The organism is Luteibacter sp. CQ10 (genome assembly GCF_040900725.1).
In the GTDB taxonomy this organism is placed as follows: domain Bacteria; phylum Pseudomonadota; class Gammaproteobacteria; order Xanthomonadales; family Rhodanobacteraceae; genus Luteibacter.
The window spans coordinates 1784962-1805760 of record NZ_JAEUYM010000001.1; the positions used below are offsets into that span (position 1 = coordinate 1784962).

At 67.2% G+C, this 20799-nt stretch carries 25 protein-coding genes and 1 tRNA gene; 21 read left to right on the forward strand and 5 right to left on the reverse strand.

The window, feature by feature from the left end:
• Nucleotides 1-2: 2 nt before the first annotated feature.
• Genes sdhD through JNG39_RS07895 form a run of 3 tightly spaced genes read right to left on the reverse strand, consistent with a single transcriptional unit; the run spans nt 3 to nt 1005 of the window.
• Nucleotides 3-389, reverse strand: coding sequence for a succinate dehydrogenase, hydrophobic membrane anchor protein (gene sdhD, locus JNG39_RS07885; protein WP_247366907.1), 387 nt, complete (start codon nt 387-389; stop codon nt 3-5).
• Nucleotides 386-778, reverse strand: coding sequence for a succinate dehydrogenase, cytochrome b556 subunit (gene sdhC / locus JNG39_RS07890; protein ID WP_368310599.1), 393 nt, complete (start codon nt 776-778; stop codon nt 386-388). The genes sdhD and sdhC overlap by 4 nt, the downstream gene beginning before the upstream one ends.
• Nucleotides 779-837: 59 nt before the next feature.
• Nucleotides 838-1005, reverse strand: a complete 168-nt coding sequence (locus JNG39_RS07895; protein WP_368310600.1) for a DUF1674 domain-containing protein — start codon at nt 1003-1005, stop codon at nt 838-840.
• 126 nt (nt 1006-1131) lie between these two features.
• Between JNG39_RS07895 and JNG39_RS07900 the strand changes: the two genes are divergently transcribed.
• Together JNG39_RS07900 and JNG39_RS07905 are read left to right on the forward strand one after the other, a co-directional pair.
• A complete protein-coding gene (locus JNG39_RS07900; RefSeq protein WP_368310601.1) occupies nt 1132-1914 on the forward strand; it encodes a folate-binding protein YgfZ in 783 nt (260 codons plus the stop codon).
• A gap of 486 nt (nt 1915-2400) precedes the next feature.
• On the forward strand, nt 2401-2835 hold the full coding sequence (locus tag JNG39_RS07905) for a cell wall hydrolase (protein WP_368310602.1): 435 nt from the start codon (nt 2401-2403) through the stop codon (nt 2833-2835).
• 327 nt (nt 2836-3162) lie between these two features.
• Here JNG39_RS07905 and JNG39_RS07910 read toward each other — a convergent pair whose 3' ends face one another.
• Together JNG39_RS07910 and JNG39_RS07915 are read right to left on the reverse strand one after the other, a co-directional pair.
• Nucleotides 3163-3627, reverse strand: a complete 465-nt coding sequence (locus JNG39_RS07910) for a glycine zipper 2TM domain-containing protein (RefSeq protein ID WP_368310603.1) — start codon at nt 3625-3627, stop codon at nt 3163-3165.
• Between the two features lie 29 nt (nt 3628-3656).
• Nucleotides 3657-4196, reverse strand: a complete 540-nt coding sequence (locus JNG39_RS07915; RefSeq protein WP_368310604.1) for a glycine zipper 2TM domain-containing protein — start codon at nt 4194-4196, stop codon at nt 3657-3659.
• 196 nt (nt 4197-4392) lie between these two features.
• On the opposite strand from JNG39_RS07915, the gene JNG39_RS07920 reads away from it, so the two are divergent.
• From JNG39_RS07920 to JNG39_RS08010, 19 genes are all read left to right on the forward strand, one after another.
• The gene (locus JNG39_RS07920; RefSeq protein ID WP_368310606.1) at nt 4393-5163 is read left to right on the forward strand and encodes a TatD family hydrolase; all 771 of its coding nucleotides are present in this window, start codon (nt 4393-4395) and stop codon (nt 5161-5163) included.
• 161 nt (nt 5164-5324) lie between these two features.
• Nucleotides 5325-5843 (forward strand): MarR family winged helix-turn-helix transcriptional regulator, encoded by a 519-nt coding sequence (locus JNG39_RS07925; protein WP_368310607.1) that lies wholly within the window; start codon nt 5325-5327, stop codon nt 5841-5843.
• On the forward strand, nt 5840-7300 hold the full coding sequence (locus JNG39_RS07930) for an efflux transporter outer membrane subunit (RefSeq protein WP_368310608.1): 1461 nt from the start codon (nt 5840-5842) through the stop codon (nt 7298-7300). The genes JNG39_RS07925 and JNG39_RS07930 overlap by 4 nt, the downstream gene beginning before the upstream one ends.
• Entirely contained in the window at nt 7297-8496 is a 1200-nt protein-coding gene (locus tag JNG39_RS07935; protein ID WP_368310609.1) for an HlyD family efflux transporter periplasmic adaptor subunit, read from the forward strand. Before JNG39_RS07930 ends, JNG39_RS07935 begins: the two co-directional genes overlap by 4 nt.
• Nucleotides 8493-10058: a DHA2 family efflux MFS transporter permease subunit gene (locus tag JNG39_RS07940; protein ID WP_368310610.1), complete on the forward strand. Its 1566-nt coding sequence runs from the start codon at nt 8493-8495 to the stop codon at nt 10056-10058. Before JNG39_RS07935 ends, JNG39_RS07940 begins: the two co-directional genes overlap by 4 nt.
• A gap of 107 nt (nt 10059-10165) precedes the next feature.
• The gene (gene phaR / locus JNG39_RS07945; protein ID WP_144908878.1) at nt 10166-10672 is read left to right on the forward strand and encodes a polyhydroxyalkanoate synthesis repressor PhaR; all 507 of its coding nucleotides are present in this window, start codon (nt 10166-10168) and stop codon (nt 10670-10672) included.
• 93 nt (nt 10673-10765) lie between these two features.
• Nucleotides 10766-12145, forward strand: coding sequence for an FAD-dependent oxidoreductase (locus tag JNG39_RS07950; RefSeq protein ID WP_368310611.1), 1380 nt, complete (start codon nt 10766-10768; stop codon nt 12143-12145).
• A 200-nt stretch (nt 12146-12345) separates the two neighbouring features.
• Nucleotides 12346-12972 carry a cytochrome c biogenesis heme-transporting ATPase CcmA gene (ccmA, locus tag JNG39_RS07955; protein ID WP_368310612.1) on the forward strand — a complete coding sequence of 209 codons (627 nt, stop codon included), beginning with the start codon at nt 12346-12348 and terminating at the stop codon, nt 12970-12972.
• Nucleotides 12969-13655 carry a heme exporter protein CcmB gene (gene ccmB / locus JNG39_RS07960; RefSeq protein ID WP_368310613.1) on the forward strand — a complete coding sequence of 229 codons (687 nt, stop codon included), beginning with the start codon at nt 12969-12971 and terminating at the stop codon, nt 13653-13655. The genes ccmA and ccmB overlap by 4 nt, the downstream gene beginning before the upstream one ends.
• A 68-nt stretch (nt 13656-13723) precedes the next feature.
• Nucleotides 13724-14494, forward strand: coding sequence for a heme ABC transporter permease (locus JNG39_RS07965; RefSeq protein ID WP_368310614.1), 771 nt, complete (start codon nt 13724-13726; stop codon nt 14492-14494).
• Entirely contained in the window at nt 14491-14676 is a 186-nt protein-coding gene (ccmD, locus tag JNG39_RS07970) for a heme exporter protein CcmD (RefSeq protein ID WP_368310615.1), read from the forward strand. Before JNG39_RS07965 ends, ccmD begins: the two co-directional genes overlap by 4 nt.
• Nucleotides 14673-15140 (forward strand): cytochrome c maturation protein CcmE, encoded by a 468-nt coding sequence (gene ccmE, locus JNG39_RS07975; protein WP_368310616.1) that lies wholly within the window; start codon nt 14673-14675, stop codon nt 15138-15140. The genes ccmD and ccmE overlap by 4 nt, the downstream gene beginning before the upstream one ends.
• Nucleotides 15137-17104, forward strand: coding sequence for a heme lyase CcmF/NrfE family subunit (locus JNG39_RS07980; RefSeq protein ID WP_368310617.1), 1968 nt, complete (start codon nt 15137-15139; stop codon nt 17102-17104). Before ccmE ends, JNG39_RS07980 begins: the two co-directional genes overlap by 4 nt.
• A complete protein-coding gene (locus JNG39_RS07985) occupies nt 17101-17643 on the forward strand; it encodes a DsbE family thiol:disulfide interchange protein (RefSeq protein ID WP_368310618.1) in 543 nt (180 codons plus the stop codon). Before JNG39_RS07980 ends, JNG39_RS07985 begins: the two co-directional genes overlap by 4 nt.
• Nucleotides 17643-18089 (forward strand): cytochrome c-type biogenesis protein, encoded by a 447-nt coding sequence (locus JNG39_RS07990; protein ID WP_368310825.1) that lies wholly within the window; start codon nt 17643-17645, stop codon nt 18087-18089. The genes JNG39_RS07985 and JNG39_RS07990 overlap by 1 nt, the downstream gene beginning before the upstream one ends.
• Nucleotides 18086-18757 (forward strand): tetratricopeptide repeat protein, encoded by a 672-nt coding sequence (locus tag JNG39_RS07995; protein WP_368310619.1) that lies wholly within the window; start codon nt 18086-18088, stop codon nt 18755-18757. Before JNG39_RS07990 ends, JNG39_RS07995 begins: the two co-directional genes overlap by 4 nt.
• 59 nt (nt 18758-18816) lie before the next feature.
• A complete protein-coding gene (locus JNG39_RS08000) occupies nt 18817-19920 on the forward strand; it encodes a homoserine O-acetyltransferase (protein ID WP_368310620.1) in 1104 nt (367 codons plus the stop codon).
• A gap of 127 nt (nt 19921-20047) precedes the next feature.
• Nucleotides 20048-20626: a cysteine dioxygenase gene (locus tag JNG39_RS08005; RefSeq protein WP_368310621.1), complete on the forward strand. Its 579-nt coding sequence runs from the start codon at nt 20048-20050 to the stop codon at nt 20624-20626.
• 23 nt (nt 20627-20649) lie between these two features.
• Nucleotides 20650-20736 (forward strand) — tRNA-Leu (locus JNG39_RS08010).
• Nucleotides 20737-20799 lie beyond the last annotated feature (63 nt).

The following is a 20799-nucleotide window of genomic DNA, read 5'->3' on the forward strand; positions in this document are numbered from 1 at the left end:
GATCAGCTTCCGAGCGCGACGCGCACCACCGCCAGCACGCCAGTGAGCGCGGCGAGTACGGCGATGAACTTGATGACGATGAGCGAGGTCACTTCGACCCAGCGCGTATGGACGTAGTCTTCGATGATCACCTGCAGGCCGATCACGGCATGCCGGAACATCGTGACCACGAAGGCGATCAGCAGCACCGCGTTCCAGGGCTTCATCAGCGTGGCGCGGGCCGTGGCGTAATCGGCGTGCAGCAGGCTCAGGATGGTGCAGAGGAGCCAGACGGTGAGAAACACCAGGGCCACGGCGGTGACGCGCTGGAGCATCCAGTGTCCGACGCCGTCTTTGGCCGAGCCGAGGCCGCGGGCCCGGGCGAGCGGGTTGCGCAGATCCTTGCTCATGCGTGGCCTCCGGCGAGCACATAGCCCCACACCAGCACGGTCAGCACGATGGCGGCGATGATCGAGACCCAGCTGGAGCGCACGAACGACGTGATCGCGTAGCCCTTGCCGGTATCCTGCACCAGGTGGCGGATACCGTTGGCGAGATGATAGAAGAAGGCGAGCGTCCACCCGATCAGCACGATCATGCCCAGGGGGCTGGCGGCGCAGGCGGTGAACGTGGCGAAGGCTTCTTCACCGGCGGCGAGGGACGCGAGCCCCCAGACGATGATCAGGCTACCGACGGCGAGGATGATGCCGGTGGCACGATGCAGGATGGAGGTAAGCATCTGCACTTGCCATTTGTAGACCTGCAGATGCGGTGAAAGCGGTCGTCCCGTTTGTGCCATGGCGGCTATCCTGGATTGGAATCGCTACGATGCCCAACCGCTCCCTCGTCGCCTTCCGGTCAGAAGTCGATGCAGCGTCCGTTCTTTTCCCAGTCGCCGTAACGCGTGGGGTCCAATGGCGCTTTCTCGACCCCTGGTTCGCCGTTCGTGGGGACGACCGGCGGTACGAGCGGTTTCGCCGGAGCGGAATCGTTCGCGTTTTCGGGTTCGGAGGGATGGTCGGACATGGTTATAAAGCCCTAAAAGCGTAATACCTGTGCCATCGCAGCACAACCTTCGGCTCAGCCGCCGGCCTTGGCTTGGCCTTGGCGCGACCGTATATCTTACTCCCCTGCCCCGGATCGCGCCCGCCCATGTCCAGCCGTACCACTCGCCCCATCCTCCTCGCCGGTCCCGACGCGGCCGGCTTCGCCCACGCCCAGCTCACCAGCGATGTGCTCTCGCTGGCGACGGGCCGATGGCAGTGGAGCGGCTGGCTCGACCCCAAGGGCCGGGTGCGTGCCCTGCTCCAGGTGGCCCGCGTCGACGACGGCCTGCTGGTCCTGCCGCGCGGTGGTGATGGCGAAGCGCTGGCGAACGATCTGAAGCGCTTCGTCTTCCGCTCCAAGGTGACGGTGACCGTTCTTGGCGCATCGCACGTGGCCGACGGCGACGCATACGACGACGGGCACGCACGCACGCTCGACGATGGCACGTTCGTCTTCGGCGAAGGTGACGCATCGATCCACGTCGGTCGGCGGGACGATGCGGATGCATGGGTCGCTCGCCACGTGCACAAGGGATATGCATGGCTTCCCGACGAGGCTCTGAACGAATTGCTTCCGCCCGCACTCTCGATGGAACGCCTCGGTGCGGTGGCGTTCGACAAGGGCTGTTTCCCGGGTCAGGAAATCGCCGCGCGATTGCACTTCCTGGGCGGACACAAGCGTCATCTGCGCGTCGTCGAATCCGACGCGCCACTGCGCGAAGGCCAATCGTTGCGCATCGACGGCCGCGATGCGGGCATCGTACTGATGCACAACACCTCTGCATCTAAGCTTACGTCGTTGGTCGTACTCGACGACGCATTGTCGCAGGCGGACACTGTTGAAAACGAAGGTATCCGTCTACACGTTTTGTCCACGTTCGCCGCGTAATTTCGCGACACGTTCGTAAAAATGCGTTCCTGAACGCGTGTGAGCGGAGCCTGAACCGAGCTGTGCCTACACTTGCGCAAAAGGTGATGCGCCACTAGGCTCCGCCGATCCACTTTTCGTGTCCATGGTGTTTCACCAAGGTCACATACGCGACGAACCGTCGACGATGACGGTTCTGGCGCGACCCGGCAGAGGCCGGAGAATCAAGCAGCGCGCGGCTTCCCCAGGCCGGCGCGCCGTCAGCCGACGGAGCCGCCGCAGCGCGAGCCGCTCCCTTTCGGTGCAACCCCATACCGACGGATGCGGACGTCCGTCTGGTTCAGTCACAGTGTGTGACGCCCGAGCCATTCACTTCAACGAATCCCAGTGAATGCCATCGGTTGGTCCAGGTAGTAACGGCCTGCCCGCCCGTCTACCGCTCATACGTCTCCCATGGCTCTTTCCAAGGCCGCAAGTGACGGAAAAGCTCGTTGGAGGCAGATACACATGAAACTTTCCGCATTGCTCTGGATGGCGTCCGTCCTTCCAAGCCACCTCGCCGACCAGACGTGCCTGGCGACGACGGTATACCTCGAGGCACGCAGCGAACCCACCATCGGCCAGTACGCCGTGGCGGAAGTCGCCCTTCGCCGTCGCGACCGACGCATGGGCGGCAGCAACATCTGCGACGTCGTTTCCGCGCCGCGCCAATTCGCCATCACCACCACGCCGAAGGATTTCGAAGTCAACGATCTCGTCGCATGGACCAAGGCCTGGAAGATCGCCGGCGACTCCATCAACAACTGGAGCCTGCCCAAGGGCGAACGCCTGGTTTACGTGCCGCAGGCCGATCATTTCGCCACCGTCGCCGTCTCGCCCGCGTGGTCGAGCAGCCGCGTGGTTCGCAAGATCGGTGACCACGCGTTCTACGCCGTCAACTGACGAAGCGCCAAAACGTGCGGGGAAAAGGAATCGAGGCGGGCAGCTTGCGATTCCCGGGAAAAGGGGCCCTCGGACGAGGGTCTTTTTTTTGCCTTCGAAAAAGTCGACCGGGAACCGAAGCTAAAATCGAAGCGCAAGGCGCTGTATTCCCGCGCCCACAGGAACGACAGGCTATAAGCGTTCGACGTTATCCGATATGACCTCACGTCGTTCCTGCGCACGCAGGAACCCAGCGCCTCGTGGCCGGTTTTCGCGACACCGCCGCCCCGCCTCCAAAAGAAAAGCCCGCGTCAGCGGGCTTTTCTTTTGGACACCTATACCGCCAAATCAACGACGATACACGCGATCACCCCGCACCTCGACGTAATCGCCACGCCGCAACTGCGGATCCTCGCGCTGCGTAACGGTAGCCCAGCGCCCGTCGTCGAGCCGGATGCGAACGCGGAACGCCGCCTCGTCGCCGTTACGCTTACCCACCGCGTTGCCGACGAAGCCGCCGGCGACCGCGCCGCCGACGGTCGCGGCCGAACGACCGTCACCCTTGCCGATGGTATTGCCGAGCAGTCCGCCCGCCACCGCGCCGATCACCGCGCCCAGCGGAGAGGAATCGCGTTGCGTGTAGACCTGTTCGACGTCTTCAACGGTTCCGCATTGCTGGCACCCGCGCGGCGGGCCGGAATAGACCACGCGATCTTCCCGGTACACGCGGCGCGGCTCCTCGTAACACGCCGTGAGCGACAGGGTGGCGAGCGCGGCGGCGACGATGCCCGCTTTCTGGACGAAGTTGTGCATGGTGACGTCCTCGATGGAATGATGCTGGATCAGCGGGAATCGGAAACGACGCTCACGCCTTCCTGCACTTCCACGCGGTCGCCCGGGTCGTGGTCCATGCGGGTGGTGCGGGTCACGCCGTTGTATTCGTAGCGCACGTCGTAGGCGACGATCCTGTCGCTGCTCTTTCCGGGCACGGAATCGCACTTGCGCACGGTGCTGGTTACCGTGTTGGTCTCCTGGCGGCGCTCCTGGATTTCGTGACCGGCATAGCCGCCACCGACGGCACCCGCCACGGTGGCGAGCGTGCGGCCCTTGCCGCCGCCGACCTGGTTGCCGAGCAAGCCACCGGCGATGGCGCCGATGGCCGTACCGGCGATCTGGTGCTGGTCCTTGACCGGTGCGCGGCGGGTCACGACCTCGTCGTGGCATTCGCGCTGCGGCGCCGTGGACGTGGTTTCACGCACGGGCTCGACACTGACCACGCGGCCGTATTTCGGACCGGCGGGCACGGACGCCGAGGCCGGGCCATTACCGCCGGCGGCCACGTCGGCATTCGCATCGCGATTGCAGGCGGAAAGGCTTAACACCAAGGCCGCACCCAAACCGGCGTTCAGGACGGAAATCTTCAACCTGCTCATAACCCTAGTCTCCTAACGAAGTCCGCGACCCCCGATGGCGCAATCGCCCATCTTTCGAAGGAAGTCGCCTCGGTGCCATTTGACAATCGCTAAACTGAACGACGCCTTAGACTGACCATCCACACGCCATCCACGCCCTGAACGCATGCCGGACCTCGTAGACACCCACGCCCACCTCGACGACGACAGCTTCGACGCCGATCGCCCGCTCATGTTCGAGCGCGCCGCGACGGCCGGCGTGCGTCGCTGGATCGTGCCCGCCACCGATCGCGGCAACTGGGAGGCCATCGAACGGCTGTGCAAGTCACGTGAAGGCGTTTTTCCGGCGTACGGGCTACACCCCCTGTGGACGGCTAGCCACGCGGACGCCCACCTCGAAGAGCTGCCCTCGTGGCTGGACGGGCATGCGGCGGTGGCCGTCGGTGAAATCGGCCTGGACTTCTACGTGGAGGGCCTGGATGCGGCGCGCCAGCGCGAGGTATTCGAGCGACAACTGCGTGTAGCGAAGGAGCACGATCTGCCGGTGATCGTGCACGCGCGCCGCGCCTTCGAGGAAACCATCCACACGTTGCGACGGGTCGGCGGCCTGCGCGGCGTGATTCACAGCTATTCCGGCAGCGAGGAGCAGGCGCGACAGCTGTTCGACCTGGGTTTCCACATCGGTATCGGCGGGCCGGTCACCTACGACAGAGCGCAGCGCATTCGCCGCGTGGTCGCCTCCATGCCGCTGGAGCGATTGCTGCTGGAGACCGATTCACCCGATCAGCCATGCGCGCATCATCGCGGTGAACGCAATGAGCCGGCATTCATGGTGGACGTGTTGGAGACCGTCGCTGCGTTACGGAGCACGACGATCGACGAAATCGCCGGGACCACCACACGGAATGCCGAGGCGCTGTTTTCCCTCGGCGACTGAGACCCGGGTTCCTGCCTGCGCAGGGAAGACGGACGGCAAGATGAAAGCGGATACCGCTCCTGCGCAGGCAGGAGCACGGCGCCGTGCGACCGGTGGACACTTGCCCTACGCCATGCCGCTTGCTAGCCTGATACTTCACCAGCGAAATATCGTCCAGCGAAATGTCCAGCCTGAAACCGTGCGTCGACGCCCTCTACGAAGGCGTCGACCGTGTTGCCGAACACATTCCCGGCGTTCCCAAATGCGAGGTCCTGCTCATACGGCTGCTGCTGCTCAACGGCGGGGCCCTGCAGCGAGACGTCGAAGACAAGCTCAAGCCGTTCGACATGAACGACAGCGATTTCCGCACGCTGATGATGCTGTACTCGTCCGCCGACGGCACGTCCACGCCGGGCGAACTCTGCGCGTTGGCCGAGCAGAAGCCTACGAATATGACGCGCATCACCAGCATGCTGGCCAAGCGAGGGCTCATCACACGCACCCACGCCACGCACGACCGGCGCCAGGTAGTGCTCAAGATCACGGCCGACGGCAGGCGCTTCGTACGCAAGCTGCTGCCGCCGATGTTCCCCGAGCTGGTGGCCAAGTTCTCGTGCTTCAGCGACACCGAACGCAAGACCTTCGAGCGCCTGCTCAGAAAGCTCGCCCTGCACCTCGACCCGGTGGCTCCCAGCCCATGATCCGACCTCCGCTACGCCACGCCCTGCTCGCCGTTGCGGTGGCCGTGTCGCTCGCCGCCTGCCACGTGCCGGCAAAGATCGATCGGCCCGCCCTGCGCGACGAGGCCCCCCTTGCCGGTCTCACCACGACCAGCCGCCCCGGCTGGCCCGCCGCCGACTGGTGGCGCGCCTATGGCGATCCCCAGTTGAATGCGCTCATCGAGCTGGCCTTGCGCGGCGCGCCCGACCTCGCCCAGGCCAAGACCCGCGTGGACACCGCACAGCAGAACATCCGCGTGGCAGCGGCACAGGCGGGCTTGCGTGTCGGCGCCAGTGGCCAGGCCACCCGGCAGCGGTTGAGCGAGCACGGCCTGATCCCGTCGCAGTTCCTCGGTTTCACCTGGTACAACCAGGCCGACCTCGGGCTGCAGGTGAGCTACGACTTCGACTGGTGGGGCAAGAAGCGTTATGCCATCGAAGCCGCCATCGACAGCGCCCGCGCCGCCGAAGCCGAGCGCTCCGCGGCATCGCTCTCGATCCAGGCGATGGTGGCCGACACGTATTTCGGCTGGCTCACCGACGAAGCCCGGGTGGCCCTGGCGGACCAGCTCGTGGCAACGCGCGAGCGCGCACTGCGCATCGCCGAACTGCGCGTGACACAGGGCATCGACGTTCCCGATACCGCCCAACAGGCGCGGGCCGAGCTGGCCGCCGCGCGCCAGCAGAAGGCGGCCCTGCAAGGCTCCGCGGACATCCGTCGCGCGTCGCTCGCCACCCTCGTGGGCATCTCGCCCTCGGCGCTGCCCGTGCTCACCCCGCGGCCGCTACCCGAGGTCGCGCCCGGCCTGCCGGCCGACACGGGTACCAACCTGATGGCCCGCCGGCCCGACATCGCCGCCAGCCGCTGGCAGGTGGAGGCCGCCCTGCGCAACACCGACGCCGCCCGCGCGCAGTTCTTTCCCGACGTCAGCCTCAGGGCGATGGCGGGCTTGTCCAGCATCGACATGGATAAGGTGTTTTCGCGCAGCAGCCGCGTGTTCTCCCTTACCCCGGCGATCGACCTGCCTATCTTCGAGGGCGGCGCGCTGGAGGCCGCGCATGGCGTCAGCCAGGCGCAGCTAAGCGCGGCGATCGCGCAATACGATGCGGCCGTCGCGGCGGCCGCGCGCGACGTCGCCACCCAGGCCCTCGGTGCCGAGCAGATCGCCGCACGTCGGGCGCAGCAGGCCGAACAGGTGGATGCCGCCTCGGCGCTCCTCTCCAGCGCGCAGGCCCGCGCCAGGCGCGGCGTGCGCGACGATCGCGAATCGCTCGCCGCCGAGGCCGCCGCGATCCAGCAACGCGACATGTCCACCGATCTTCATGGCCAGGCCCTGACGACCGACGTCGGCCTCGTGAAATCGCTTGGCGGCGGCTATCGCGCCGAACCCGTCACCTCCCTTCCCTCCTCTCGCACCGACGGAGCCTCCACCCCATGAGCGCCACCCCCAACGACACGAACGCCGCGACACGGGAAAGCGGCAACGCGCCGAAGGACAAGCGCAAACGGGCACGGGCGCTGCTCGTCGTACTGCTGGTCTTCGTGCTCGCCGCCGCCATCTGGCTGCTGCTGTGGCTGTTCGTCTTTTCCACCCGCGAAACCACCGACGACGCCTACGTCGGCGGCAACCAGGTGGGTATCTCGGCGCAGGTGCCAGGCATCGTCACGGCGGTTTATGCCGACGACACGCAACGGGTGACTGCCGGCCAGGTACTCGTGCGCCTCGACCCCACCGATGCCGACGTGGCCCTGCGCAAGGCCGCCAGCGCCCTGGCCCAGGCCGTGCGCCAGGTGCGCCAGCAGACCCAGTCCGCCGCCAGCGCCGACGCCGCGCTCGCCGCGCGCCGCCTCGACCTCAAGCGTGCCCAGGACGACCTCAAGCGCCGCCTGCCCCTGCTCGCCGAAAAGGCGGTGGCTCCCGAAGAGGTGCAGCATGCGCGCGACGCGGTGGACACGGCGCGGTCGGCGCTGGAATCGGCGCAACGCCAGGCCGACGCCAGCCGTGCGCTGGTCGACGGCAGCGACGTGCAGGACAACCCCGCCGTGCAACAGGCCCGCGCCAACTACCGCCAGGCCTGGGTGGCCGCGCAGCGCAATGCCATCGTCGCGCCGGTGGACGGCTACGTCGCCCAGCGCAGCGTGCAGGTGGGCAACAGCGTGCAGCCGGGGCAGCCATTGATGACCGTACTGCCGTTGCATGACCTGTGGGTGGATGCGAACTTCAAGGAAAGCCAGTTGCGCCACGTGCGCATCGGCCAACCCGCGAAGATCGAAGCCGACATCTACGGCGGCGGCGTCGAATACCACGGCAAGGTCGTGGGCCTGGGTGCCGGCACCGGCAGCGTGTTCTCCCTGCTGCCCGCGCAGAACGCCACGGGCAACTGGATCAAGGTGGTGCAGCGCGTGCCGGTACGCATCGCGATCGATCCGAAGGACCTCCAGTCGCATCCGCTGCGCATCGGCCTGTCCACGGCCGTCACCGTCGACATCACCGATGACAAGGGCGACGTGCTGGCGAAATCGCCCTCCACCGGGGCGGTGGCGCAGACCACGGTCTACGACGACGTCGCCGCGAAGGCCGACGCGGCGGCCGATGCCATCGTGACGTCGAACCTCGGAGCGGACGTGCCTTGAGCGACGCCGCCGCCCTCCCCGACACGCCGCCGGCGGGCCCCAAACCGCTGCATGGCGGCCCGCTGGTACTGCTGACGATCGCCGTCGCGTTCTCCACTTTCATGGAGATCCTCGACATGACCATCGTCAACGTGGCCGTGCCGCACATCGCCGGCAGCCTCGGCGTAAGCGCCAGCGAAGGTACCTGGGCGATCAGCTCGTACGCGCTCGCCAGCGCCATCATGCAGCCGCTCACCGGCTGGCTCGCGCGCCGCTTCGGCGAAGTGAAGACGTTCTGCGCGTCGGTGACGCTTTTCGTGCTCTTTTCCATGCTGTGCGGCATGGCCACGAACATGCCCATGCTGGTGATCTTCCGCCTGCTGCAAGGGGCGGGGTCGGGACCGATGGTGGCGCTGTCGCTGTCGCTGCTGCTGTCGAGCTACCCGAAGACGAAACAAGGCATCGCGTTGGCGATGTGGGCGATGACCGTGGTGGTGGCGCCCATCTTCGGGCCCATCCTCGGCGGCTATCTCACCGACAATTTTTCCTGGCCGTGGATCTTCTACATCAACGTGCCCGTGGGCGCGGCGGCCGGCGTCGTCACCTGGTCGATCCTGCGCCACCGCGAAACGAAGACCACGCGCGCGCCCATCGACACCGTGGGCCTGGCCTTGCTCGTGGTGGGCGTGGGCTCGCTGCAGTTCATGCTCGACAACGGCAACGACCACGACTGGTTCGCCTCGCCGATGATCCTCGCCCTGGGCCTGATCGCACTGGTAGCGCTGGTGTTCCTGGTCGTGTGGGAGCTCACGGCGAAATATCCCGTGGTCGACCTCTCGCTGTTCAGGCGGCGCAACTTCACGGTCGGCGTGATCGCGCTGTCGCTGGGCATGCTGGCTTTCTTCGGCATCAACGTGGTGTTTCCGCTGTGGCTGCAGACCACGCTCGGCTACACCGCCACCTGGGCCGGCCTCGCCACCGCGCCGGTGGGCATCCTCGCCTTCCTCATCTCGCCGATCATCGGCCGCAATATCCAGCGCCTGGAACTGCGCGCCGTGGTGACCTTCGCCTTCCTGGTGTTCGCCTTCACCTCGTTCTGGTTCGCCGGCTTCAACAGCGGCGCGTCGTACGCCACGCTGGTGCTGCCGCGTTTCATCATGGGCATCGCCATCGCCTGTTTCTTCATTCCGCTCAACCAGATCTTCCTTTCGGGCCTGGCGCCCGAGCAGATCGCGGGCGCGTCGGGGCTCGCCAACTTCTGCCGCACGCTGGCCTCGAGCGTGTCCACCGCCATCACCGTCACGCTCTGGCAGCACCGCGGCGAGTTCCACCACGCGTCGCTCACCGAGTACGTCAACCCCGCCTCGCCGGCCACCACGGCCTACACGCAGCGCCTGGCGTCGATGGGCGCGCACGGGCAACCGGCGCTGGGGGTGATCGACCAGGTACTCAACCGCGAGGCCCTCACGCTGGCCGTCAACGACGTCTTTTTCAGTTGCGCCGTCCTTTTTCTCGCCCTCATCCCCATCCTGTGGCTTGCCAGGCCGCCGTTCGGCAATGCCGGGGGTGCCGCCGGTCATTGATCGGTCATGGATTGAATCGATCTAAAAGAGGTCAGTGAAATCGACAAGGCAATACCGTGACTTGCCGCAACTGGTGCGGCGCAATACCTCGTGGTAGCTTTCGCCGCATGGCACAAACCCTACGCATCATTAAGAAGTACCCGAACCGTCGTCTTTACGACACGGAAATCTCGAGCTACATCACGCTGGAGGAGGTGCGCCAGCTGGTTCTCGACGGGGAGACTTTCGAGGTCCGCGACGCCAAGTCCGGCGAGGACCTCACCCGTTCGGTGCTGCTTCAGATCATCGCGGAGCACGAGGAGCACGGCCAGCCGATGCTCTCCACGCAGCTGCTCTCCCACATCATCCGCTTTTACGGCGACCCGCTGCAGGGCTTCATGGGTCCCTACCTGGAGCGCAGCCTGCAGGTCTTCCTCGACCAGCAGCAGCAGTTCCGCAACCAGCTCAACAGCCTCATGGGCCAGACCCCCTGGTCGATGCTCAACGACATGACCGAGCGCAACCTCGACGTCTGGAAGACGATGCAGCGCGGTTTCCTCGACGCCGCCACCGGTCGGCCGCCCGAGCCGGCGCGCCCGGCCCCGCACGGCCGCACCGGCAAGAAGACCGGCTGATCCTCCTGCCCCGCCGCCCGGGCTTGCCCGCGGCGGCGCTGCGGCGCACGATGCGCTGCCCCGCAATATCGCGATCCGCGGATACCGCCGCCCATGCCCCGTAACGACATCGCCGTGGTCGGCGCCGGATTGGTCGGCGCCCTGGTCGCCACCCTGCTGACCCAGCGCGGTTTTCGCGTCACGGTCTACGAAAAACGCCCCGATCCGCGGCAAGCGGGTTTCCAGGGCGGTCGGTCGATCAACCTGGCCCTGGCCGAGCGTGGCCTGCACGCCTTGCGCGCCACGGGCCTTGCCGACCAGGTGTTGGCCCAGGCGGTGATGATGCGCGGCCGGATGGTGCACGATCCCGCCGGGCACAGCGGCCTGCAACGCTACGGCGTCGACGATTCCGAGGTGATCTGGTCGGTGCCGCGCGGCGGCCTCAACGCGTTGATGCTCGATGCGGCGGAGGCCGCCGGGGCCACGGTGCACTTCGAACAGGGCCTCGCCGGGGCCGACCTCGACGCGGGCACGCTCACCCTGCGCGACGGCACCGGCCGCGAACGCACCGTCGACGCTCCCGTGGTGATCGGCGCCGACGGCGCCGGTTCCGCGCTGCGCGCCGCCATGCACCGGCATGCACCGCTCGGCGAACGCGTGGAGGAACTCGGCCACGGTTACAAGGAACTGGAAATCCCTCCCGGCACGGACCCCGCCACGCCGTTCGCGATCGAACGCAACGCGCTGCACATCTGGCCGCGCGGCCATTACATGTGCATCGCGCTGCCCAATCGCGAGGGCAGCTTCACCGTCACCCTGTTCCTGCCCAACGAAGGCGAACATCCGAGCTTCCGCAGCATCTCGGGCGCAGGCGCCGCCGAGGCGTTCTTCCGTGCCGATTTCCCCGATGCGCTGGCCTTGATGCCCGACTTCGCCACCGACTGGAGCGCGCATCCGGTCGGGACGCTGGCCACGCTCTATCTCGACCGCTGGCACATCGGCGGCCGCGCCCTGCTCATCGGCGACGCCGCGCATGCCATGGTGCCGTTCCACGGCCAGGGCATGAACTGCGGATTCGAGGACGCCGCCGAGCTCGCGTCGCTGTTCGAGGTCACTCCAAACGATCCGGCCGCCGTGTTCGCGGCCTTCGAGGCGCAACGCAAGCCCAATGCCGACGCGATCGCGCGCATGGCGCTGGAAAACTACGTGGAGATGCGCGACAAGGTGGCCGATCCGCGCTTCCTGCGCATGCGTGAACTCGGCACGCTGCTCGCGCAGCGCTCGCCCACGCATTACATGCCGCGGTATCGCATGGTCACCTTTACCCACCTGCCGTATGCCTACGCGCTGGAGCGTGGCATGGCGCAGGACGTACTGGTGGAGCAGTTGTTGAAAGGGCACGAAGCGGTGGGCTCGGTCGATCTCGATGGAGCGGTTCGCGCCCTGGAAGCCACCCTGCCGCCCTTGCCCGCACAGGCGTTCGAGCGAGATTGATTCGCCGATACGATCGGCTCCCACCCCTTCGGTAGCAACCTTCCTACCGCAGGGGATTGATTCGCCGATACGGTCGGCTCCCATCCCTTCGGTAGCCGCCTTCCTACCGGAGGGGTGGGAGCCGATCGTATCGGCGAATCCAGGTCGCGACGGCCCGAACGAAATAGACAAACGGCGACACGGCCCGCAACAATCCCAGGATGACCACCGCAACGCCCCTGCTCGAAGCACGCGCCCTGACCTTCCTGCGCCAGGACGAACCCGTGTTCGGGCCGATCGACTTTGCGCTGCACGCTGGCGAGATCGCCCTCGTCGAAGGCGACAACGGCAGCGGCAAGACCACCCTGATGCGCGTACTCACCGGCATGCTGCGTGCGGGCGGCGGCGAGGTGCTGCTCGAGGGCACGCCGTTCGCGCTGGACGAAGTGGCGGGCGAGGTGGTGTTCCTCGGCCATCAACTCGGCCTGAAGAACGACCTCTCCCCTCGCGAGAATCTCGCCCTTGCCCAGGCGCTCTACGGCCGCCGCGAAGGGGCCTCCCTCGCCGCCGCCCTGGTCGAGGTAGGCTTGGGCGGCTACGAGGACGAACCCGTGCGCCGCCTGTCGGCCGGCCAGAAGAAACGCGCGGCACTGGCGCGCCTGCTGCTGCTCCCCGCCCGGGTCTGGTTGCTCGACGAACCCTACGCCAACCTCGATCGCGAGGGCATCGCGCTGGTCAACCGCCTGATCGATGCCCATGCGGCGCGTGGCGGCGCCGCGCTGGTCACGAGCCACGGCGCCGTCAGTTTCGCGGGCGAAGCACCTCGCCGCATCCGGTTGCACGCATGACGCCGGGGCATCTGGGCGCCGCCTGCGCCGCATTGCTCAGGCGCGACCTCACCCTGGCCTGGCGTCGTCGCGGAGACGTCGCGATGCCCGTGCTCTACGCGCTCATCGTGGGGACGCTGTTTCCGTTCGCCATCGGTCCCGAACCCGCCCTGCTCGCGCGCATCGCGTCAGGCGTCGTGTTCGTCACCGTGCTTCTGTCGATCCTGCTATCGCTCGACACCCTGTTCCGTGGCGACATCGAAGACGGCTCGATGGAGCAGCTCATGCTCGCGCCGCAACCGCTGGCCCTGCTGGTAGGCATGAAGATCCTCGCGCACTGGATCACCTCGGCGCTCCCGTTGATCGTCGTGGCGCCCGTGCTCGCGTCGATGCTGCATTTTCCCACCGGCACCCTGCCCGTGCTGGTGCTCGCCCTCGTGCTCGCCACGCCGCTGCTGAGCCTCCTGGGCGCGGTGCTCGTGGCGCTGGCGGGCGGCGCGAAGCGCTCTGGTATGCTTCTGGCGCTGATGTTGCTGCCCTTGTGCGTGCCGGTGGTGATCTTCGCGGCAGGCGCCGTGTCCGCTGCGCAGCAAGGCCTGCCGTGGATCGCGCCGATGGCGTGGCTGGGCGCGGGACTGGCGCTGGCCGTGGTGCTGGGCCCCCTGGCCTGCGCGGCAGCGCTGCGGATCGCGCTGGACAGCTGATCCGATGCAACCGGGCACGGGACGGGAGGGACTCACCATGGATGTACCGAATTCTGTAACGAGGACCGATGGCTAACTGGGTACCGCTCTGGCTCCACCGTCTGGGATCGCCACCGGTGTTTTACCGTTTCGCGGGCGCCGTGCGTCCGTGGGCCCTCGGGCTGGCCCTGGTGCTCGGCGCCGTCGCGCTCTACGGCGGCCTCTTCGTCGCTCCCGCCGATTACCAGCAGGGCGACGCATACCGGATCATCTTCATCCACGTGCCCAGCGCCTGGATGAGCCTGTTCATCTACGGTGCGATGGCGCTGGCCGCCTTCATCGGCTTGGTCTGGCGCATCAAGCTCGCCGAGACCGTGGCCATGGAATCCGCCCCGGTCGGCGCCGCGTTCACCCTCATCACCCTCGCCACGGGCTCGCTGTGGGGCAAGCCGATGTGGGGCACCTGGTGGACGTGGGACGCGCGCCTTACTTCCGAGCTCGTGCTGCTGTTCATCTACCTGGGCGTGATCGGCCTCTACCACGCCTTCGAAGATCGCCGCCAGGGCGCGCGCGCCGCCTCGTTCCTCGTGCTGATCGGCGCGGTGAACGTGCCCATCGTGCATTTCTCGGTGAACTGGTGGAACACCCTCCACCAGGGATCCACCATCCGCCTGCTCGGCCCGTCGCACATCGACGCCAGCATGGTCTGGCCGCTGCTCACCATGATGGCGGCCACCAAGTGCTACTACGTATCCAGCCTGTTCGCGCGCGTGCGCGCCGATCTCGTCGCCTCCGAAAGCGGCAAGGGTTGGGTGCGCGACCTCGCCCTGGGCGACGAAGCGAAGGACCCAACGGCATGACCGACCTCGCCATGGGCCATTACGGCCTCTACGTGTGGTCGTCGCTGGCCATCTTCGTCCTGGTGCTCCTCATCGACACGCTGGGGCCGCTCGCGCGGCGCCGGCGCAACCTGCGCGAACTGCGTGCGCGACTCGCACGACAGGAAAACCGCCGCCGGCCCGGAACCGCACAGAGCCCATGAATCCCACCCGTAAACGCCGCCTCGCCATCGTGGTCTCGGTGGTCATCGCCGCCTCCGTCGCGGTGAGCCTCACCGTGTTCGCGCTGCAGCGAAACATGAACTACCTGTTCACCCCCAGCCAGGTGCAGGAAGGCCAGGCCACGCAGTACGCCACCTTCCGCCTGGGCGGCATGGTGAAATCCGGCTCCATCCAGCGCTCCGGCGACAGCCTCAAGGTGAGTTTCATCGTGGTCGACGACGGCGGCGCGATGCCCGTGGAATACACCGGCATCCTTCCCGACCTGTTTCGCGACAACCAATCGGTGATCGCGACGGGACGCATGGCCGACGGTCGCTTCATCGCCAGCGAAGTGCTCGCCAAGCACGACGAGAACTACATGCCGAAGGAACTGAAGGACGCCATGGCCAAGGCGCACGACAAGCGCCACATCGACGACACGCCGACGAAGGACGCGCCCAAGTGATCCCCGAACTCGGCCAGTTCGCGCTGGTGCTGGCCTTGTTGCTGGCGCTGGCCCAGGGCATCCTGCCCATCGTCGGCGCCTGGCGCGGCAACGCGGCGCTGATGGCCGTGGCCCGCCCCGCCGCCGCCGGCCAGGCCGTGTTCGTGTTCGCCGCCATGGCGATCCTCATCCATGCTTTCCTCGCCTTCGATTTCTCGGTGGCCTACGTCGCCGACAATTCCAACCTCGCGCTGCCCTGGTATTACCGCATCACCGCGGTATGGGGCGCGCACGAGGGCTCGATGCTGCTGTGGGTATTCATCCTCAACGTGTGGTCGCTCGCGCTGGCCGCCTTCAGCCGCCATCTGCCACCGGCGTTCCTGTCGCGCGTGCTCGGCGTGCTCGGCCTGATCGGCGTGGGCTTCCTCGCCTTCATCCTGTTCACTTCCAATCCCTTCCTGCGCGAACTGCCGATGCCCGCCGACGGCGGCGACCTCAACCCGGTGCTGCAGGATCCGGGCATGACCTTCCACCCGCCGGTGCTCTACATGGGCTACGTGGGTTTCTCGGTGGCCTTCGCCTTCTCCATCGCCGCCCTGCTCGGCGGTGAGCTGGAGCAGGCGTGGGTGCGCTGGGCGCGACCGTGGACCAACGTGGCCTGGGCGTTTCTCACCATGGGTATCGTCGCGGGCAGCTGGTGGGCCTACGCCGAGCTCGGCTGGGGCGGCTGGTGGTTCTGGGATCCGGTGGAAAACGCCTCGTTCATGCCCTGGCTCGTCGGCGTGGCGCTGATCCACGCGCAGGCCGTCACCGAAAAGCGCGGCTCGCTGCCCGCATGGACGGTGCTGCTGTCACTGTTCGCCTTCTCGCTGTCGCTGCTGGGTACCTTCCTGGTGCGTTCGGGCGTGCTCACTTCCGTGCACGCGTTCGCCTCCGATCCGCGCCGCGGCCTCTACATCCTCGGTTTCCTGGTGGTGGTGATCGGCGGTTCGCTGCTGCTCTACGCCATCCGCGCGCCGAAGGTGGCCACCGGCAAGCCGTTCGACGCGATGTCGCGCGAGACCGGCATCATGGTCGCCAACCTGCTGTTCACCACGGCGGCGGCGATGGTGCTGCTGGGCACGCTGTTCCCGCTGATCGGCGACGCCTTCAACCTCGGCCGCATCTCGGTCGGGCCGCCCTACTTCGGTTTCCTCTTCGTGCTGCTGATGGCGCCCGCCGTGCTGCTCTTGCCGTTCGGCCCCTACCTGCGCTGGGGCCGGGCCGAAGGGCGCCAGCTCACCGCCATGAGCCTGCGCGCGGGCGTGGCCACGGTCATTTGCGCCCTCGCCGCCGCCTGGTTCACCGACGGCCGCCTGCGCGCCGTGGCGGGCGTGGCCGGCGCCGCCTGGGTGGCGGCCGGGACGCTCACCTACACGGTCAAGCGCTGGCGCGAGATGCCGTTCGGCCGCCGTTATCCCGCCGAGATGGCGGGCATGCTGGTGGCGCATGTCGGCGTGGCGATCTTCATCATCGGCGTGATGCTGTCCGAATCGCTCAGCATCGAGCGCGACGTTCGCCTCGCGCCCGGCCAGACCGAATCCGTGGGCGGCTACCAGTTCCGGTTCGACGGCGTCCGTGAAACCGAAGGCCCCAACTGGACCGCCGACGAAGGCGAGGTGGCGGTCATGCGCGACGGCGCGCTGGTGACCACGATGCATCCGCAAAAGCGCACCTATTCGCGCGGCCAGGTGCAAAGCGAGTCCGCGATCGATCCCGGCTTGTTCCGCGACGTGTACGTGGCGCTGGGCGAACCCATGGACGCCAACCATCCCGAAGGCGCCTGGGCCGTGCGTCTCTATCACAAGCCCTTCGTGCGTTGGATCTGGCTGGGGGGCCTGTTCATGATGGCCGGCGGCTTCCTCGCCGCCGCCGAACGGCGTTTCCGCGTGAAGAAGCAGGCCCGCGAGACGATGACCGCGCCGGCGACGGAGACGATCGCATGAGCCGCCTCGCGCCGTTGTTCGGTTTTCTGCTGCTCGTGGCGCTGTTCGGCTTCGGCATCTGGTGGAACACGCGGCACGACCAGCACGAGATCGTGTCGCCCCTGATCAACAAGCCGGCACCGGCCTTCGTGCTGCCCCGCCTCGACGACCCCACGCGCACGGTGAGCAAGGCCGACCTCCTGGGCAAGCCCTATTTCCTCAACGTGTTCGCCAGCTGGTGCATCGAGTGCGTGCACGAGCATCCCGAACTGATGGGGCCGATGAAGCAGCTCGGATTGCCGCTGGTCGGCTTCAACTACAAGGACGATCCGCAGGCGGCCACCGCGTGGCTCGGCGAGCACGGCAATCCCTTCGATGCCATCGTGGCCGATCGCGACGGCCGCGCGGGGCTGGACTTCGGCGTGTACGCCGCGCCGGAAACCTTCCTCGTCGATGCGAAGGGCATCGTCCGCTACAAGCGCATCGGCCCCATCACGCCCGACGTGATCGAGAGCGAGATCAAGCCCGCCCTCGCCGCGCTAGCGAAGGAGTCGCCGTGATCCGCCGCCTGTGCGCCTTGCTCGCGTTCGCGTTGTTGCCCCTGCTCGCGATGGCGCAGGCGATCCAGCCGCTGCCCTTTCGCGATCGCGCGGAAGAAGTGCGTTTCCAGAACCTGAGCGCCGAACTGCGTTGCCCGATGTGCCAGAACGAAACGCTGGCCGATTCCAACGCGCCCATCGCGCACGACCTGCGCCGCCAGGTGTTCGAGATGATCCAGGCGGGCAAGAGCGACGCCGAGATCAAGCGCTACCTCGTCGACCGCTATTCCGACTTCGTGCTCTACAAGCCGCCCATGCAGCCCTCGACCTGGTTCCTGTGGTTCGGTCCGTTCGTGCTGCTGCTGGCCGGCGCACTGGTGGTGTACGTCAACGTGCGCCGTCGCCGACGGCTCCAGGCCGGTGCCACGCCGCCGGCTTCCAACATCGATGACGGGGACGATTGGTGACTGTCGTGTTCTACCTCGTCGCCGCGGCGATGCTCGCGGTGGCCCTCGCGCTCCTGCTCGTTCCCCTTGTTCGCCACGGCCGTCGCCAGGGGCGTTCCCGAGGCATCTTCGCCACGGCCGTCGCCATCGCCGTGCTCGTGCCGCTGGCCAGCGTCGGCACGTATCTGCTCGTCGGCCGACCGGCCACGCTCGGCGGCGTGGCACCCGCCGAGGACATGACCGTCGACCAGGGCATCGCCGCGCTCCGCGCCCAGGTCAAGGCCCATCCGGACGACCTCCCGTCGTGGTTGCTGCTGGGCCAGACCTTCACGATGCTCAAGCAGCCCGTGGAAGCCCGTGCGGCCTACGACGGCGCCTTGCACGCCGACGCACGCAACGTCGTCGCGATGGTGGGTTGGGCCGAGTCCGATTCGCTCGTGCGCGACGACCACCTCATCGAAGGCCGCTCGCGCGAACTGCTCGAATCCGCACTCGCCATCGAGCCGACCAGCCAGCGCGCGCTGTGGCTGCTCGGCATCAGCGATTTCCAGCACCAGCGCTATGCCGAGGCATCGGCCACGTGGAAAAAGCTGCAACCGCTGCTCGATCCCGACTCGAACGTGGCGCGCGCCGTGGCGAAGCAGATCGCGCTGGCGGACGAGCGTTCCGCGAAGCCCACCTCGAATTGAGGTAGGCGCACGCTCGCCCCTCGTGCCACCATCCCCGGCATCGCAAGAAGGAGCCTTCCATGGGTGACGCCCGCCGCTACCACGTCCTTCCGTCGCCGTTCCGCATGAAGCGCGGCGGCGAGCTGCACGGCGCCCGCGTGGCCTACGAAACCTGGGGCACGCTCAGCGAGGCGCGCGACAACGCCGTGTTGATCCTCACCGGCCTGTCGCCCAGCGCGCATGCCGCGTCCAACGCGGACGACCCGACGCCGGGCTGGTGGGAGGCGATGATCGGGCCCGGGCGGGCGTTCGACACGGACCGTTTCCACGTGATCTGCGTCAATTCGCTCGGCAGCGACAAGGGCTCCACCTGCCCCGCGTCCATCGATCCGGCCACCGGCGAGCCCTATCGCCTCACCTTTCCCGAACTGTCGCTGGAAGATGTCGCCAACGCCGCATACGAAGCGGTGAAGGGCCTGGGTATCGCGCGGCTCGCCTGTCTCGTCGGCTGTTCGATGGGAGGCATGAGCGCGCTGGCCTACATGCTGCTGCATCCCGGCGCGGCGCGCACGCACATCAGCGTGGACACCGCGCCTCAGGCCCAGCCCTTCGCCATCGCCATCCGCTCGTTGCAGCGCGAAGCCATCCGCCTGGATCCGCACTGGAACGAAGGCCGATACGAAGGCGACGAGTGGCCCGAACATGGCATGAGCATCGCGCGCAAGCTGGGCGTCATCACCTATCGCTCGGCCATGGAGTGGAACGGCCGCTTCGCGCGCATCCGGCTGGATGCCGACGAACGGGACGGCAACGAACCGTTCGGCTTCGAATTCCAGGTGGAGTCGTACCTCGAAGGGCATGCACGCCGCTTCAATCGCCAGTTCGACCCCAACAGCTACCTGTATCTTTCGCGCGCCAGCGATTGGTTCGACGTGTCCGAATACGGCGAGGGCGACGTGATGCGCGGGCTGGAACGCATCCAGGTCGAGCGCGCGCTCGTCATCGGCGTGAGCACGGACATCCTGTTCCCGCTGGAGCAGCAGGAAACCATCGCGCGCGGCCTCGAGGCGGCCGGCGCCTCGGTGGATTTCGTCGCGCTCGATTCGCCGCAGGGGCATGACGCCTTTTTGGTGGATATCGAGAACTACAGCCGGGCGATCGGCGGGTTTCTTGCCTCGATCTAGCTATCCGTCGCACCGGCGCCGCGCAAGTGCAAGCGACATGTTGGCGTGATCGCCTCCCGGCCGGCCTGTTATGATGTACGCCAGCCGCGCCCTCCCGCGGCGGCGCATCCGAAGAGGCCCCACCCCCATGATCACGGTCGAGTTCCCCGGCTGTCGCAAGCTGATCGAGGCCATCGACGCCTCCGTCGCCCAGCCCACCATGCCCCAGATCACCGACACCCTGCGCAACCAGCTGTGCAAGCTGATCCGGTCCAAGGAAGTCGAACTGCCCGCCTGCGTGTTCGAGACCGCCGGCGACCGCTACGCCCGCCGCGAGCTCTACCGCAGCGACGAGCACGGCTACAGCGTGGTCGCCATGACCTGGGGTCCCGGCCAGGGCACGCTGATCCACGACCACAGCGGCATGTGGTGCGTCGAGGGGGTATGGAACGGCGCGCTGGAAATCGTCCAGTACGAGCTACTCGGACACGAGGCGGAGCATTACCGCTTCCGCGCCGTCGGCTCGATCCAGGCCGGTCCCGGCTCGGCCGGCAGCCTGATCCCGCCGCACGAGTACCACACCATCCGCAATCCCAGCGACGACGCCGTGGCGGTCAGCCTGCACATCTATTCCGGGCGCATGACCCAGTGCGCCGTGTTCAACCCCGAGGGCGGCGATCTCTACCAGCGCATGGAACGCCAACTGGGTCTCGACCGCGTCCACTGATTCGCGCATAATCGCGGGTTCAAGCCGAAATGGCGGAATCGGTAGACGCAGCGGACTCAAAATCCGCCGGTAGTGATATCGTGTGGGTTCGAGTCCCACTTTCGGCACCAATGGCTAAAGCCGCTTTCGAGCGGCTTTTTTCATGCCCCGGGCGTGCCCGCGCGGCCTCCCTT